Consider the following 18,025-nt stretch of genomic DNA (forward strand, 5'->3'; position numbering starts at 1 on the left):
TTTTGCCTAGCTTTTTTCGCCTTTCTACAGCAATAATGTCTAGTTTTTTATAATGAAGTATCAAAGCCTATCGATTTTTTCATTATTCTGTTACTTGTAAATGACACAAATAATCAACGCTAGAATGAACCAATCTTGCTGATTAATAAGACATAAGAAGTGAGCTTTTACTAAAGATCAGCTCAACTTTAACTTGAACGATAAAACGCTAAAATAAATTATTTTTTGTTGATCCAATAACTTAATTTTTCATGAACATTTTTAGGCTCTATAGGTTTGGTAAGATAATCATCCATACCCGCATCTAAGCATTTTTGTTTATCACCTTCCATAGCATTAGCGGTCATGGCAATAATTGGCAACGAAATATTTCTAATACCAGCTTCACCTGCCCTTAATCTTCGTGTTGTTTCATAACCATCCATTTCCGGCATCTGACAATCCATAATGATAATAGTATATGGCTTTTCATCCGTAGCTGCCTGAATTCGCTGTAATGCCTCGATACCGTTTATTGCTACATCGGCAGTTAAGCCAATATTTTTAATAACACTTAACGCCACCATTTGATTGATTCGATTATCTTCAACTAGCAATATATTGGTTTCTGGTGGCCAGTTTTCACTCGGATTAATATTTTCATCTGAAAAAGATAAGTCACCCGCTAAACTATTTTCACTTGAAGATTCAAGTGAAGGTACAATTTTTTCGGTGTTTTCTGTTTCAACTAACGGCTTTTCCTCATTTATTAAAACATTTAAAGCCTTCAATAACTCATGTGTGGTGATTGGTTTAGGAAAATAAGCACTAATGCCTAATTCATCATAGTGATCAGAATCAATTTGTTGATTCATCGAAGTCATCATTACTAACTTCATGGTTTGGTAATGTTTCGTTTCCCTGATTCGTTGCGCTAATACTTCTCCATTGACATTAGGCATATGCAAATCAAGCAATGCTAAATCAAAGTTTTTCACGCTAGAAGTTGACCATCGACTCTCGCATAAACTCAAAGCTTCTTCAGCCGAGTTCGCGACACTAACCTTAACTCCCCAACATTGAAGTTGTCGCTTTAAGACATCTCGTATCGTTGAGTTATCGTCGACAATCAAAACATCAATCATTGACGTTTCAAGCTTTGGCGCAACTAATTGAGACGTTTTGCTTTTTTCCACTATACAAGATATTTCAAAACAACTTCCTCTACCTACCTCGCTTGTTACGGTTACATCGCCGTTAAGTAATTTACAAAGCTCTTTCGTGATACTTAAGCCTAATCCTGTTCCACCATATTTTCTGGTCGTCGAGGCATCAGCTTGACTAAAAGCGCCAAATAATAAGGGAATATGTTCCTCAGCAATACCAATACCAGTATCAGTAATTTTACAACTAAATCGTAATTCATTAGCGATCGTTGTCGGCGTTAATTTCGCGGTGATCAGAATTTCCCCTTGTTCGGTGAATTTAACGGCATTACTCAATAGATTGGTAATTATTTGCCTGATTCTATTTGGATCAGACTTTATCGAGGTAAATTTTACGTGAGTTAGATCGAGTATTATTTCAATATCTTTATGCTTTGCTGACATTGTTATTGACTCAGCAAGCTTGCCTAATAAGTTATGAACATTAAACTCAATCAGTTCTAATTCTAATTTCCCTGCTTCAATTTTTGAAAAATCAAGTATGTCATTAATTAAAGCTAATAATGAGTTAGCGCTTGAATAAGCAATATTCAAGCGATGCGCTTGCTCTGCCGTTAAACGACTATTCTTTAATAACCCCAGCATGCCTAACACACCGTTCATTGGTGTTCTGATCTCATGGCTCATATTGGCTAAAAATTCTGATTTAAGCTGGGTTGCTTCTTCGGCTTTTTCAAGGGCTTCAGTTAAGTCTTGAGCTTGCGTTTTTAACGTCGCTGTTTTTTGTGTCACTTGTTCTTCAAGTTTAACCACAAACTCTTTTTGTCTTGATATTTCCGCTCGTTGAAGTCGAGTACGTACATAAATTATTGAAAAGATAATAAATAGAGCAAAAGTAAAATAAATCAAATATGCCCACCAAGTTTGCCAAGGGGGTTGAGAAACGACCAAGTTGATGGTTAAAATTTTGTCGCTCCATATTCCGTTTTTATTGGCAGCTTTCACTAATAATCGATATGAACCACCATCTAAATTGGTAAATGAGGCAATGTTTCTATTACCAATATTTATCCAGTTATCATCATAACCTTCCAACTTATACGCATATTGGTTTTTAAACGGAGAAATAAAATCTAATGCAGAAAATTCGAAAGAGAAAAAGTAATCTCGATAAGATAAAGCAATATCGGTAACATACGCATAAGGCGAATCAAGTTGAAACGCTTGCCCCATTTTATTAAACCCGGTTAATACGACATTAAAATCACTCTTTTCTGACTCAATGTTTGTGGTTTTAAAGTATTCTATGCCTCTTTGACTACTGGTAAATAAGGTTTGATCTTTGCCACTTATTAAACTGTTTGGATAATAATTCGACCCCATTACGCCGTTATGACTATCATAATTAGTGACGTGACCAGAAGAAGGGTCGAGTTTTGAAATACCTTTATTAGTGGTAAGCCATAAAGTGCCATTGTCGTCATCAGTAACCGCGCGAATCAATGAAGTAGGAAGCCCATTTTTACGATCAAAATGCTTAAAGCTGTTTGTTTGTGGCTCAAATAAATTAAGACCTGCTTGCGTAGCAATCCAAATGTCATTGTTCTTACTTTGATGTATATCTTGGATAATACTGCCTAATAAGCTGCCTGCTTTATTTTTCTCTTCTTTGAAAGTGATAAACCGTTTTGTTTCATCATCCCAAAGGTTGACTCCATCACCAGTGCCGACCCATATCTGTTGATGGTTATCTTTAAATATCTCGAATACTTCAGGATGAGATAATCCAAACTTTTCATCCATATGAATAAAATGTTCCGTCGCAGGATTGTATTGATAAACCCCATTTTTATAGGTTCCAATCCAAAGGAGGCCATATTTATCCATGTTTAAAGCTCGTAACTCTCTAAACTCTTTATAACCCGCAGCACTCGTTGGGTAGTTTATAAACTTAAGTGTTTTAGTGACCAAATTATATGAAGCTAACCCTTCATCTTGTGCAATCCAAACTCGATTATTAACATCTTGAAATACAATTGGTTTTTCTAATAATCTATTGCCTTGATAACCATTTTCTTCACTAAAAATTGTCTCCGTTAATTTTTCTAATTTTTTCTCATCGATGTGCCACTTATATAATTGCGAGGTTGATGAAACAATCAACAAGTCGCCATTAGAGTCTGTGGTAATGCCGTTAGGAGGCCGTAATTCTGGGCTATTAATCGGTCTAAATTGACGGTGCGGAACAAGCTTGTAAATACCCTGTGTTTCATTCGTCACCCAAAGTGTTTTATTGTTATCTTCGAAAACAATTCGTAAGCCGCTATTATTATCTAAATCAAATCGCTCAACGACATCAGCTGACTTCGACTTGCGATACAAACCTTTACTTGTTACAAACCAGATATTGCCATCTTGAGCTTCAATCATTGAGTTTACTTGCTCAAGTATTGCACCTTGTTTATTTATTAAGTGAGTAAAAGTTTTGCTTTTATCATCAAAATAATAAGGCCCTTTTTGCGTGCCGACATAAAGTTCATTATTAGTAGTTTTCAAAATATTGCGAATTTCGTTGCCACCTGTTGGTGAATAATTATTTGGCTCAGGTAAGAAATGTTCAAATTTAGAGGTCGTTTTATCAAATAAATTTAACCCAAAACTTGTTGCAATCCAGAGACTATCTTTATCATTATCTTCAATATCCCAGATGCGGTTGTGAGATAAGCTAGTTTTATCCCCTAAACTTTTTTCAATACGCTCAAAACGGTCATTTCCTAGATATTTATTCAAGCCTTTATCATAGGTTCCTAACCAGATATGGCCTTGTTGATCATGAAATAAGGTTTGAATTCTCCCAGAAGAAATTGAGTCTAGGCGTTTCGGGTTATGAAGGAAGTTTTCAAAGCGTCCAACTTTAGGATCATAACGATTCGCCCCGCCCCCCCATGTTCCAATCCATATTTGACCTTGGTGATCTAACATGAGATTACCAGCATCATTATGCGATAAACTGTTGGTACTTGTGCTATCAAATTCAAATAAGGTTACTTTACGACCGTCATAACGCATCACACCGTTTTCTGCAGTACCAAACCATAAAAAACCCTGATGATCTTGAATGATGGAATAGACTTCTGAAGAAACAAAACCATCCTCCGCGGTAAGTTTTTCAATAGCGTAGTCATTTTTAAGAGCCGATAATTGCTCTGTGCTGTTTGCAGATACGTTAATCACCAAAGAAAAACAAAAGAAATAAATAAAGCGATTAAAAAAAGATTTAGAAATCATAGACATTTTAACTGATTCTATTTAATAAAAGAGAAAATGAAATTCAAAGGTTACTCTAGAGCATTTCATAAATAATAGCTATGTTATCCCTTTCAAAATCATAATATCTTAATCGTTATGCTTAAAAACACTAAGATTCAATAGAAGAAATAACGGCATAAAAAATAAGTTTAAAATAATAAAATTATCAATTATATTAATAATTAAGCAGAAAAACTGGTTTAAAAATCAAACTAGAATATACTGGAAATTGTCACTACAAAATAGAAATCTTATGCTTAAAAAATTTAATATTTTATCTTGCTTTATCTTTTTTATTTATTTTTTGCCACTGACGGTTTACTCAGAAGCTGTTGACCCTATTGAAGTTATTGAGGTAACGGCGCAAAAACGTGTGCAATCGGTGCAAGATGTACCGTTTTCAATTGCCGCGATTTCTTCGCAAACGTTATCATCTGCAAAAATAGGACATGCTAGTGAAGTAACAACATTAATTCCCAATGTTAATGCGACCAGATCTATAAGTGGCATCAGTAATTTCTTTATTCGAGGTGTCGGCATGGACGGTTTTAACTTATCGTCAGTACCTGCAGTTGGTCTATATGTTGATGATGTTGCAATTCACAGCCCGGTTCTCGCCAATTTTGCGCTATTTGATTTACAGAGAGTGGAAGTTTTAAAAGGACCACAAAATACATTATTTGGCAAGAACACCACCGGAGGTGCGATTAATTTTTTCACAAATGACGCAAATAATGAAGGTGACACTTCAGGCTTTGGGGAATTAAGTTTAGGAAACTTTAACCTTATTAAAGCTGAGGGAGCGATTAGTTTTCCTCTCACTGATAAAGCTGGTATCAGGCTCTCAGCATACTCACACAAAAGAGATGGCACAGTTTCAAGTAACATCCCCAACAATACTTCAGAGTATAATGATATTAATCGTTTTGGGGCTCGAATGAAGTTGTTATACATCATTGACGACAACCAGCAATTATCATTTAGTCTCTATGGCGGTCAGCAAGATCAAGTTGCTGAAATTAAAACAGCAATGAGTCCTCAGGATAGTCAATCAATCATAGATATTGATAGCCAAGACCTGTCAAAGAATTATTCTTCATTGATCAATCCTCCAAATGATATCGATGCATACGGCGGGTTTTTAAAGTTTACTTCGCACAGCGATACTTTTATTTTTAATGCCATTTCATCTTTCGAAAATGTCGTCTCTCAACGTATGGATGATTGGGGAGGCCAACAACTTCAATCCAGTGTTTATCAATCTAATATTTATAACTCAACTGATACTGAAACGTTGTCCCAAGAGCTGCAATGGCAATCGGCACTCAATAACGATATCCATTGGGTTTTCGGTCTACTTTATAACATAGAATACGGAAATATATTTCAAGCGGCATTAATTGATCCCGCAGGCCCAGGTAGACCTGATGACAGCATAGCGGATGAAGGTATCGGCCCAATGTTCGATAGAGGAGCATGGATTGACCATAAAAGTCGCACCTTTTCAACCTATGGGCAATTGACCTACCCCATCACTGAAAACCTAAATTTAACTTCTGGTTATCGTTGGACTACTCAACATCTTAAGCCAACCGTTCATGCTGCGGGTATGATGATGGACTTGCCCGGACAAGAATTTCCACTCGGCAGTTTGGGTTGGTACAGTATAGGAAATAATGATTTTGATCGTTTTTCAGATTTTATGGGCTTTCAGCGAGCAACACAATATATCACCGCCAATGGAGGTTTTCCGGCATCAGAACAAATAGATGAAACTTTTAATGAATGGGGGGGAAAATATCATTGGATTATCACTTAAATGAAAATTTGATGCTCTATAGTTCATTATCAAGAGGCTTTAAAATGGGCGGCGTTAACTCAAACCCCACTGTTACTGCGTATAAATCATTACTCAGCAAAACCGTTAAACCGGAAAGTTTAGTCACCACTGAAATCGGTTTTAAATCTGAATTCCCGAATAGTGCCTTAAGATTAAATGGCGCTATTTTCAAAAACACATGGCGTGATTATCAATTCTTTTTAGTTTATAACCCTGGCAATCCGGCTAACTTATTTGCCTCTCTTGTCAATTTACCCTCTGCCGAGTCAACCGGTGCAGAGCTTGAATTATCTTGGCAGGCTTCCTCGACCCTTCGTTTCAACCTCAGTACTGCCTGGTTATCAACCAAAGTAACTAATGGGCAATTAGACACATCGGGGATCTCCCCCCTGATCGTTGAAGGATTTCAAAACCAAGTTGTTTCAGGTAATCAACTCACCAATGCCCCTGAATTTAGCTACAGCATTTCTGCCATTAAAAATATTGAATTTACCCACAGTGAACTAGAATTAAGTATGTATTATAACTTTTTAGATAAGCACCCTCATCAACTTGCTGGTACACAAAGTTCTATTTGGCTTGATAATTTTTCAGAAGATATGGTAGGTTTACTTACATTAAATAGTATTTATTTTTTTGGCAAAGAAAGAGAATTCCAATTATCACTGTGGTTAAAAAATGCATCTGATGAAAAATATTGTACTGAGCGAGCAATAGCGCCAGGAACATCAACCGAAACCGCTAGATTATGTGCCCAAGGTGATCCTAGAGAAATTGGCTTAACATTTAAAAGGACTTTTTAATTCTAATGCTAACTTTTAAAACAAAAATACTGTTTGAAAAGCCTGCCCTTATCGCATTATCGGTGCTAATAATTAGCTTAACTGGCTTAATTATTTTATATAGCTATTCACTTAAAAATGAAAAACAAGCGGTATATGAGAAATATCAGCAACGTGCTGAGTTACAAACCAAAGATATTGAAGCAGAAATAAAGCGTTCTTTTTTTCAAGTCTCCTCTATTGCTAATTTATATTCCTCTTCAGGGTGGGTAAGTCATTCAGAGTTTTCTCAATTCGTTCGACGGGTATTCCCAAATTTCCCCAAAAACCGAAGAATCAGTGCGATTCATCATATTCCAGCGTCATATATTGATGATTATTTAACTAATATTCGCCAAAACCCAACCCCTGAATATGAAAAGTTTAGTATCTTTGATTACTCGGCTCCGAATGAACTTAGCGAAGCAACAACAACTGATAACTTTTATAATATTATTAGTTATACTTTCCCAGCACAAAATATAGCTAACTTTCTCGGTCGTTCGATAGTAGAGTCGTCACCAATATCCCCTTTAATTTTTCCGGCTATAGAACTAAAAAAATCTATTGTTTCTGATTTTTCACCGCCTTTATCAACGATAAAAGATGAGCCTTTTATTATATATGTTCATCCTTTTTTCTCTATCGATACAGTGTCGGATGATTCATCAGAAGTCAGTGGTTTAATTGTCTCGAGTCAATCAATCTCTGACTTTTTCATCAACGAGTTAATCAGTAATCCTGTTGATAATTATAGATATATCTTGATAGACAGCAATAAAAACGCATTTCACTTTCCAAGCAATACATTGAGCAGCTTTGCTTCTACTTCAGTAACAGAACTGCCGAAAGTTCATTTTAAATTTACCCTAAGGTTAATCAATAATCATTTCGAATTGATTGTTATCCCAAATGATCAGCAATTAGCAGACATTGATAGTTTGCTAAACCCTCTTTTTATAGTTGGCATTATTTTAATTTTTGCTATCTCATTTATTACCTATTCATTGCTGTCTCGTCAAAACCTTTTAACTCGAGAAGTTAAGCGTAAAACGTCTGCCATTTATCATCAACGAAATCAATTAGCTGAACAGAATCGTCGCTTAATACATGCCGTAGAAGCCGCAAAAATTTCTGCCAATGCTAAATCAGAATTTCTCGCCAATATGAGCCATGAAATAAGAACCCCGTTAAATGGTGTCATTGGTTTAACAGAGCTATTAAATAGAACTCAACTCGATGTTGATCAAAAGGAATATGTTGAGAAACTTATTTATTCAGGTAGACACTTATTATCGGTTATCAACGATATTTTAGATTTTTCTAAAGTAGAGTCTGGCAAAGTTGACTTAGAAATAGCTGCATTTTCAATTTTTAGTATTATTGATAATTTAAACGACTCATTTAAAGATATAGCCAAAGCCAGAGATATAGACTTTACAATTTCTATAGAGGGGTACGCGCCACCTGACTTAATGGGAGATATTTTTAGAATCAACCAAGTGTTAATGAACTTGTGTTCCAATGCAATTAAATTTACCGAACATGGTCGTGTAGAAGTTATCATTTCTATGAATAAAGTAGATGATGAAAATAATTTCTATATTCTTAGATTCCAAGTTAAAGACACAGGTATTGGCATTGATGAAAAAGATATCGCCACCTTATTTAGCAAATTTAGCCAAGCAGATTCATCAACCACTAGAAAATATGGCGGCACGGGTTTAGGGTTATCGATAAGCCAAAAACTTTGTCAAGCGATGGGTGGCGACATAAACGTTTCTAGTATTAAAGACAAAGGTAGTAATTTTACTGCGTTTATAAAGATTCAGTTAAATACCGATATTTTAATTGATGAACATGAATTAACTGAAAAACACAAAACATTGATAAATGAAAATGTTGAGGTGCTAATTGTCGATGATAACCCAATCGCCTTGAATATTATTAGCAACTATTTAGCAAGTATAAACATGACTCCTATTACGGCACAATCGGCAGAAGAAGGCTTAGATATACTGCAAAATTCAGAGCACAAAATTAAATTGATTATTTCTGATTGGACCATGCCACACACCAATGGAGGTGAATTTGTTCAAGAATTATTAACCCTAAATATGAAGGTAGTACCTAAAGTTATTATCCTGTCAGCTTACGAAACTTCTTCAATCGAAAAAGCCAGAGAAGCACTCCCTATTATTAAAACGGTTTTACAAAAGCCCTGTCCAACAGAAGTATTACATCAAGCAATAATATCGGTATTAAAAAACAAAACACCGGTAAAAGAAACAATGATCATACAAAAACGCTTGGAAGGTATAAATATATTGGTTGCTGAAGATAACAATATAAATCAATTGGTTATCAACAAAATACTCACTGCAGAAGGCGCGGATATAACCATGGTGAATAATGGTGTTGAAGCAATAAAAGTTATCAACGCCCCCAATAAGATTGACATTATATTAATGGATATTCATATGCCGATTATGGATGGCGTTGAAACCACTAAAATTATCCGCTCGAGTCTAGATAAAAAATTAGTAAAGCTACCAATAATAGCACTGACGGCCAATGTTTTAGAAAGTGATGTTAAAAGCTACTTAGCTGTTGGAATGAATGCACATGAATCTAAACCTATTATTAAAGAAAGTTTAATATCTACAATCCTTAGCCTAATAAAATAACGTGTTTTAAGGGCAAATTTAATCAAAGACTAATTGCTTATCTTATCATCAATAATCTTTCTTATTAGTTTTAATTATTTTACCTTAACAAGAAAAATAACGCATTTAGATTTCGTAAGAAAGACCCCGCTGTTTTTTGTTACTTTCAGTGTTAGCTTGGATTTACCCATGCTTTGACATGGTCATCTAAAAAGTCATTCTCGCATCGGATAGCGGCATTAAAAAAACTTTTACATCAATAAGTCACCGCATGAACAAATACGGCAAAAATGAAGCTGAATCATTTAAGAAACTAAAAAAATAAAGCATTAATTTACACCTATACTTGATAAAACATCTTTAGTTGGGATGAAAAAGAGAGAAAAATGGAAAATATTGAACACTTTATTGAAATAGGTTTAGCCCTTTCAAAAGAAAAAAATCATCAAGTTTTATTAGAACAAATCTTACTCAGTGCGATGGCGTTGTCACGTGCCGATGGCGGAACTATTTATTCAGTGAACGATGAAGAACAATTAGTCTTTGATACCCTTATCAATAAAAGCCTTAATATACATTGGGGAGGAACGACTTCTCATAAAATAGAAATACCTGCGATTAATATTTATCAATATCAAAAACCGAATAAAAGTGCATTAGTTTCCATAGCGGCAACTACCGGCAAAATCATTAATATTGAAGATGCCTATCACGTGAAAGATTATGATGTCACGGCAGCAAAAGAAATGGATAAGCGAACCGGTTATCGTACAAAATCGGTATTGACGCTTCCAATGAACAACCATGAAAATGATCTAACCGGTGTGATACAGCTGATTAACGCTGCCGATTCAAACAATAACGTTATCGCATTTGATAAAAAAATTGAGCGTACCATTCATGCTCTAACGTCATTAGCGGCGGTGATTTTAACCAATAAACAATTAATCGACCAAATGGAGGAGCTCTTTGGTTCATTTTCACGCGTAATTGCTTACGCAATCGATAAGAAGTCTCCTTATACGGGAGAACATTGTCGACGAGTACCAGAAATAACCATGTCACTTGCCCGTGCTTGTCATGAAATTAAAAAAGGTCCACTCGCTAACTTTTCACTCAGCGATGCCGACTTTCATGAGCTAAGCGTAGCAGCTTGGTTACATGATTGCGGTAAAGTGGCGACACCCGAATATGTCATGGATAAAGCGACAAAATTAGAAACCGTCTTTGATCGCATTGAACTAATTATTGCCCGTTTTGAAGTTGCATCATTGTATATTTCTCATCATGGAAAATATGATGCCAATGAAAAGTTGCGAAAGCTTAAACAACTTGCTGATGATAAAGCTTTTATTGTAAATGCCAATACTGGAAGTGAATTTTTTGATGACGCTAAAATCAACCGAGTTTACCAAATTGCCAAACACTATAAAGTAACCATCAATGGCGTGACTCAACCTATTCTTTCCGACGATGAAGTACTTAACCTCATCACTAAACGCGGTACATTAAACAATAGAGAAAGACAAATCATTAACGGTCATATGGATGTCACGGTTGATATGTTAGAGTCATTACCGTTTCCTAAACATTTAAAAAATGTTCCTGAGTATGCTTGTGGCCACCATGAAAAGATGGATGGTACAGGTTATCCTAAAGGCTTAAAACGAAATGAGATGTCAATTCCAGCTCGCATTATGGCTATTGCAGATGTTTTTGAAGCGCTAACCGCGAATGACAGGCCATATAAACCCCCAAAAACACTCTCTCAAACCATCGCCATTATGGATAGAATGAAAGAGAATGATCACTTAGATCCTGATTTATATGATGTATTTATCGAAGAAAAAGTTTACTTGGCATTTGCCGAAAAATTTTTAGATAAAAAACAAAACGATCTATGAGTGTAAACTAATCTATGCAGAACTAAAAACGATGATATTTCACAATTGTTAATTTAATGTATACTGCGTATTAACAAATAAGGAGTAGGTGTTCACAGAACGAACTAAAACTAAACCAATTCAATATTAGGAAATACATTTGCAAAGTGCATATAAAAATCCTGTTGTAATATTATCATTTTTATTAACCTTCCTACCTTATAGTATTTTTTTAAAAGGCATTGGAGCGTATCAAAATATATTATTAATGTGCGCGTTAATTTCGTTACAAATTATCGCCCTCATCACTATTAACCTTGCAAAAAATTCAACGCAGTCAAAATCGCTCAAACTCTTTTGGCAATATTTACTTATGGTGACGTTTGGCGGAGGTTTGGCCAATATAGTTCTTATTGTTTTCCCGACACTTTATTTGCTTCAAGATTTTTTATCATTATTTAGCTACTTCTTTATTTTTTTAGCGATAGAAACAAACCCTCACCTTAAAGAAACTCCAGTCAATAAGTATTCAGGTGGCCGTGTACCTGCTATCTTTTTTGTTGTCGTTTGTTTCAGTTATTTTATTTTACTCCCTTATGAATTTTCTGAGTTACAGTATCAAAGTCGCCAGCCTTCGGTCATGTTTCATCTATTCATTACCGGCTTAATTGGTTTTCGGTTATTGATTAGCTTTGCAAAATCAACGACGACTTACTGGCGACATTTATATGGCATGTTACTCTGTGGTGCTTTAATCATATTTAGCGATAACCTCCTTAATTTTTTTGAAATACGTGAGCAACAAAGTATTTTTTCGCTATTTAATGATGTTTTTATTTTATTGCCCTTCTTAACGTTAATCATTGCTAGCAAAATTTCGTTAACCGATAATAATCCCGCTATTTCTCAACAATATGAAGTTAATTCTGAATTGTACATGTTACTACTGGTGTTAGGCATATTGTCATTACACTTATTAGGTGAACATTATCAATTATTTTATCGTACCAACCACTATTGGCAGTCAGTAATAGTCTTAGGATGGTTTTCATCTGCTGTTGTATTTGTTGCTTTATTATCCCGTAAAAAACGCAAAGCATACCAACAATTAAAGCTGCAACTTCATGATATAAAGCATCAATTAAGCGGACTGAAAAAACAGAACGAATCGTTAAATAAAGCGATTATATACAGTGAAAATAAAGCAATTGTTAATGCTTCAAACAATGCTATTTTAACCGTGTCTAAAACAGGTAAAATTTTATCCGCTAACCCATCTGCGGTGCAGGTTTTTCAATTACTTGAACAAGACTTAATTGATTCAAGTGTCAGTACCTTATTTTCACCCGATGATAAAATGCATTATTTTTTCGATTATCATAGCAATGTTTATGAGCTACAACGTAAAGAACAAGGATTAACCCTAGAATGTAAAGCGATTCGCTCAGATAAGAGTGAATTTCCTGTTCAAGTGGAATTACAGTGGGCGGACAGACAAGAGTCACCTTTGATCGTTATAACATTTATCAATTTAACGGCTAGAAAATTAGCAGAAAAGCAAGCGCTTGAATTAAAAGATAAATTCATTGCTAACATATCGCATGAATTTAGAACTCCTTTAACCATTATTAACGGGGTTTTAGATAGATACTTACAACACACTGAATCACGGCAAGAACAACAAGAATTAACCACAGCTAAACGAAACGGTTTACGGTTGGTAAGAATGGTCGAACAACTATTAGAATTGTCTCGGTTAAATGACAACCCTAAAATGTCATTAGCGATTTATCGTCTTGAGACTTTAATGCAAATGCCCGGAGATTCATTTACTCGTTTGGCAAAACAAAGCCAATTAGCTTTTAATATTAATATACCTGCGGATTTATGGCTTGAATGCGACGCACAAGCTTTTGAAAAGATTATTTTTAACCTGTTATCCAATGCCATCAAATATACACCAGCCGGCGGGACAATCAATGTGAACGCTTATCAAGAAAAAGACACCATCATATTAGATATAATCGACACTGGTATTGGCATCAGTAAGACTTCACAAGATAAAATATTTGATCGTTTCCAACGGGCTGATGATCAAGAAAATCAAGCGATTTTCGGGGTAGGTATCGGCTTATCTTTAGTGAATGAATTAGTAAAAGCGCATCATTGGCGTATTAACTTAGTCAGTGAATACAATAATGGTAGTAAGTTTAGCTTGTCGATCCCAACGGCTAAACCAATCACCAAAGAAGCCGCACTACCCTATAGCATTTCTGAAGAAGAACTTGCTTCAATTTTAGTGGAACAAAACGAGCCTAAAAAGCATATTCAAGATAAAGACCAACAAGTTGTACTGATTATTGAAGATAATATTGACATGCAAAGTCATATTAAACAAGTAGTTGAACAAGCACATCATTGTATTCTGGCAAGTAGTGGCGAATTAGGGTTATCTATCGCGCAAGAATATATTCCGGACCTCATTGTTTGCGATATCATGTTAACCGGTATTGATGGCTTTGAAGTGTTAAAACAATTAAAAGAAAACGATATCACCTCCCACATTCCGGTAATTTTATTAACAGCTCGGTCTGACTTAGATAGTCGGCTACACGGCTTAAACTTGCACGCTGACGACTACTTAAGTAAACCCTTTAATCAACAAGAGCTATTAGTGCGCATTGACAATTTAATTCAGAACAGAGAAAACCTACAACAAAGTCACTTAAACAAATTCAAAGCTATACAAACGTCTGAAAGAAAAGCCGCTAGTCATGAAAAAGCTTCATTATTAACAAGTGAAGATAATGTTATTGACTCAGTTGAAGAAGTGTTTTTAGAAAAATTAGAAATGACCATCGCACAAATGTATATCAACCCTGAATTAGGTATTACACAATTAGCACAAAATATGGCGATGAGTGAGCGTCAATTACAACGAAAAATCAAAGTGATTTTAGGGACAACACCAAATAATTTTATTAAAGAGTTCCGGCTAAAAAAAGCACAAGAATTACTGAAAAGTGGCGCTCAAATAGGTCGAATCGCCCTAGATGTTGGTTTTTCTTCTCAAACGTACTTCGGTCGGTGTTTTAAAGAAACGTATCATTGCACCCCTAAACAATACCAACAAAAATGTGCGAATGAATCAACCGACCTTTAACACCACTTTATCTTTAAGAGCATCAAGTGTGTGAACTTGCAATATATCTATAAATTCAAACGGTTGCTCTTTAGGCTCATATAAGCCAATCCATGAATATTCAGGGTATTGATTTATGAGCCGTAAACCTTTTTCAATTAATACACTCATTTGATCCCAAGAAATATCTACGGGCTGCTCACGATTAAATGGATAAAACGAATACGCGATATTTAAAGAGATTGTTTGATCAAATACACTGTTAAAGCGATTGACCAAACGCGTTGATAATTCAGCAGCATTATTTTCTTTTTCATAGCCAATAATGGCAAAAGTATCATCTGACCAACGAATAAGCAGATCATCATGATTACGGGTATAAAGTAATAGATCAGTGAAATTCACTAACTGGCTATTACTCACGGTGTTAATATCATTTATATTAATCATTAATATATATAAACGCGGTAAAATATTGCGCTGCACAGGCAGTAAATTTTGATGGATTTGATTCATCAGTTGGCTGGCTTGTTCGATATAAATATCTAAATAACGTCTACTTTTTATTCCCGTCACTTTATCAATCGTTGCCGCCTGTTCTAATTTTTTATTTACTAACTCCAATTCCGTATTTTTGGCGAGATATTTCTGAGTCTTCTCTTCAACTTGCTTTTTAAGATCTAACTTTTGTAATTGTTCAATCGCAAGTTTTCTATTTAAAAAGCGAGAGTAACTTAATAAAGCTAAGGCAATAATCGCCACATAAATCATATATGCCCACCACGTTTTCCAAGGTGCAGGATGCATTACAATGGTTAACTCATATGGGTCACTCCATACATTATCACTATTACCGGCAATAATTTGTAACGTGTAAGTACCTTGTGGCAAGTTAGTATAGGTTGCGCGACGTTGCTTTCCTGCATCTATCCACTCACTTTCCGAACCTAGCAAACGATAGCGATAGCGTGTTGACTCTGGCGAACTATAGTTTAATCCAACATATTCAAATGAAATTAATTGATCTTTATAATCTAAGGTTAACTCTTTGAGGGTATTTAACCCGTTCTCGAATACCATGGCTTGATTTAAATTATATATGTTGGTTAATTTAACTACTGGCGCCTTGCTTTGCTCAGAGACACTATCAGGATGAATACTGATAAAACCTTTCGCACTGCCAAAATACAAAGTTTTATCAAAACTGGCAAAGACCACGCCATGATTATATTCCAAATCTCGTAAACCGTGACTGGTATCATAGTGCTTAAATCGCTTGGCTTTAGGAGAGTATTGCGATATGCCTTTATTCGAACTAAACCATATATTACCTTGTTTATCTTCATTTATACCGTAAGCCGTTTGGCTTTTCATTCCGTCTTTTGAGTTTAAGTGTTCGAACGTGAAACTTTGTGAGTCTATTTCTTGTTTCTTTAAAATATTTATTCCGGCAGCTTGTGTTCCTACCCATAAATTTTCATGACTATCTAAATATAAAACCCAGGCTAAATCACTACTTAGGCTCGTTATATCACCATCGACATGTTGAATATGCATAAACGTTTCAGTCAAAGGATCGAATCGATTTATGCCTCCACCATAGGCTGCTAACCAAATAACACCTTGTTTATCTTCTATAATTTGTAATACATGATTGGTACTAGGGCCTTTATTTGACGCTGGGCTTGTCGCCACATAACGAGTAAAGGATCCGTCGTCATTCAGGCGATTTAAACCATTATGATAAGTTGAAACCCAAATAGTGCCTTGGTGATCTTTAAGTATGTCAGTAATGCTATTAGCAGAAATAGATTGAGGATTTTTTGCTTGATGCTGAAAACGAACAATAGACTTTTCATTTAAATCAACGTTGAATAACCCTGATGATCGCGTGCCAACCCAAAGGGTCTGTTTATCTGACAATAAGCTCATAATTCGATAATTGGCGAATTTTTCAGAAATGGCTAACGCATCAATTTTGTTCGTGCGCGTATCAAGCTGATACAAACCACCATTATAGGTACTAAAATAAACAATGTGTTCTGTAGATTGTGCGAACGCACTGATATTATTACTTTTTAAACTTGGATGCTTTTGTGCGTTGTATTGGTTAAACGTTGTCATTTTAGGGTTCCATCTATCTACCCCAGCAAACGTCCCTATCCAAATCATTTGTTCTTTATCTTCAAAGAATGTCAAAATATAATCGCTTTTCAAACTAAATGGATTGGTGACAGAATGATTAAAACGCCAAAAATTGTCGTCAATGGGGTTATAAATTAACAAGCCCTTATCGGTAGCAATCCACAATCGACCTGAAGAATCTTGCTCAATAGCGCCAATAGTATTACTGGGAGGAGAAAAAGCATTATTAGGCTCAAATTTATATTGTTTAAAAGCTGCTAATTTAGGCTGGAATCTAATTAAACCTCGCTCTACCGTACCTATCCATATATAGCCTTGTTTATCCTGAAACAAAGAATTTATGAGTTTTCCATCTTTTGCAATGGCTTGATGATTATCATATTTGATGGTTTTGATAAATTGCCCCTGAAGATCGAAAACGGAAATCCCTCCGCCATTGGTGCCTACCCAAATCGTGCCTTGCTTGGTTTCAAGCAGCGCGTGGATCATATTATTAGATAAACTTTTTTCATTACCAAGTTCTTGTAAAATAACTTTATTTTGCCACTTTCCTTCGACTTTATTTAATATATTTAGGCCTTTTTCAGTCCCTACCCATATTTTTCCTTGGCTATCTTGGAGAATTTCATTGACATTATCATGACTTAATTTTGCCGATACCGAGTTAGTGGTAAACAACTTAAAGCTATTTGTTTTTTCATCAAAAAGATTTAGCCCCCCGCCTCGAGTTGCCACCCATAATTGATTCTTTCTATCCACTAATAAACGGCTAATCACATCTGAACCCAATGATGTCGGGTTTGAGGCATCGTGATGATAACTCACAAAATTATGGCCATCAAAACGATGTAAGCCCTCTTGTGAGCCAAACCACATAAAGCCATGTTGGTCTTGCGCTATAGCACGAACAAACTGATATGAAAGAGGATTATCAAGAGGAAAAGAGCCCAATAAATTGAGCTCTTGTGCCATAGATTTAAAAATAACAAAGGAAAATAAAAATAGAAAAAGTGTTTTTTTCAAAAACTACCACCTTAAAGATTAAAGCCAATATGACGATATTGGCTCTTTAAC

At 35.3% G+C, this 18,025-nt stretch carries 7 protein-coding genes; 5 read left to right on the forward strand and 2 right to left on the reverse strand.

The window, feature by feature from the left end; all coding sequences use genetic code 11:
- Positions 1-218: 218 nt before the first annotated feature.
- Positions 219-4,439, reverse strand: a complete 4,221-nt coding sequence (locus ABXH06_RS13645; RefSeq protein WP_353518579.1) for a response regulator — start codon at positions 4,437-4,439, stop codon at positions 219-221.
- Between the two features lie 268 nt (positions 4,440-4,707).
- On the opposite strand from ABXH06_RS13645, the gene ABXH06_RS13650 reads away from it, so the two are divergent.
- The 5 genes from ABXH06_RS13650 to ABXH06_RS13670 all read left to right on the forward strand — a co-directional run bounded on the left by ABXH06_RS13650 (position 4,708) and on the right by ABXH06_RS13670 (position 14,827).
- Entirely contained in the window at positions 4,708-6,273 is a 1,566-nt protein-coding gene (locus ABXH06_RS13650) for a TonB-dependent receptor (RefSeq protein WP_353518580.1), read from the forward strand.
- Between the two features lie 11 nt (positions 6,274-6,284).
- A complete protein-coding gene (locus ABXH06_RS13655; protein WP_353518581.1) occupies positions 6,285-7,097 on the forward strand; it encodes a TonB-dependent receptor domain-containing protein in 813 nt (270 codons plus the stop codon).
- A gap of 5 nt (positions 7,098-7,102) precedes the next feature.
- Positions 7,103-9,802, forward strand: a complete 2,700-nt coding sequence (locus tag ABXH06_RS13660; protein WP_353518582.1) for a response regulator — start codon at positions 7,103-7,105, stop codon at positions 9,800-9,802.
- A 365-nt stretch (positions 9,803-10,167) separates the two neighbouring features.
- Positions 10,168-11,685, forward strand: a complete 1,518-nt coding sequence (locus ABXH06_RS13665) for an HD domain-containing phosphohydrolase (protein ID WP_353518583.1) — start codon at positions 10,168-10,170, stop codon at positions 11,683-11,685.
- A gap of 139 nt (positions 11,686-11,824) precedes the next feature.
- Positions 11,825-14,827, forward strand: coding sequence for a hybrid sensor histidine kinase/response regulator transcription factor (locus ABXH06_RS13670; protein WP_353518584.1), 3,003 nt, complete (start codon positions 11,825-11,827; stop codon positions 14,825-14,827).
- On the opposite strand, the gene ABXH06_RS13675 is transcribed toward ABXH06_RS13670, so the two are convergent.
- Positions 14,813-17,974, reverse strand: coding sequence for a ligand-binding sensor domain-containing protein (locus ABXH06_RS13675; protein ID WP_311582548.1), 3,162 nt, complete (start codon positions 17,972-17,974; stop codon positions 14,813-14,815). The genes ABXH06_RS13670 and ABXH06_RS13675 overlap by 15 nt on opposite strands.
- Positions 17,975-18,025 lie beyond the last annotated feature (51 nt).

It is taken from the genome of Thalassotalea sp. SU-HH00458 (assembly GCF_040362795.1).
Taxonomy (GTDB): domain Bacteria; phylum Pseudomonadota; class Gammaproteobacteria; order Enterobacterales; family Alteromonadaceae; genus Thalassotalea_H; species Thalassotalea_H castellviae.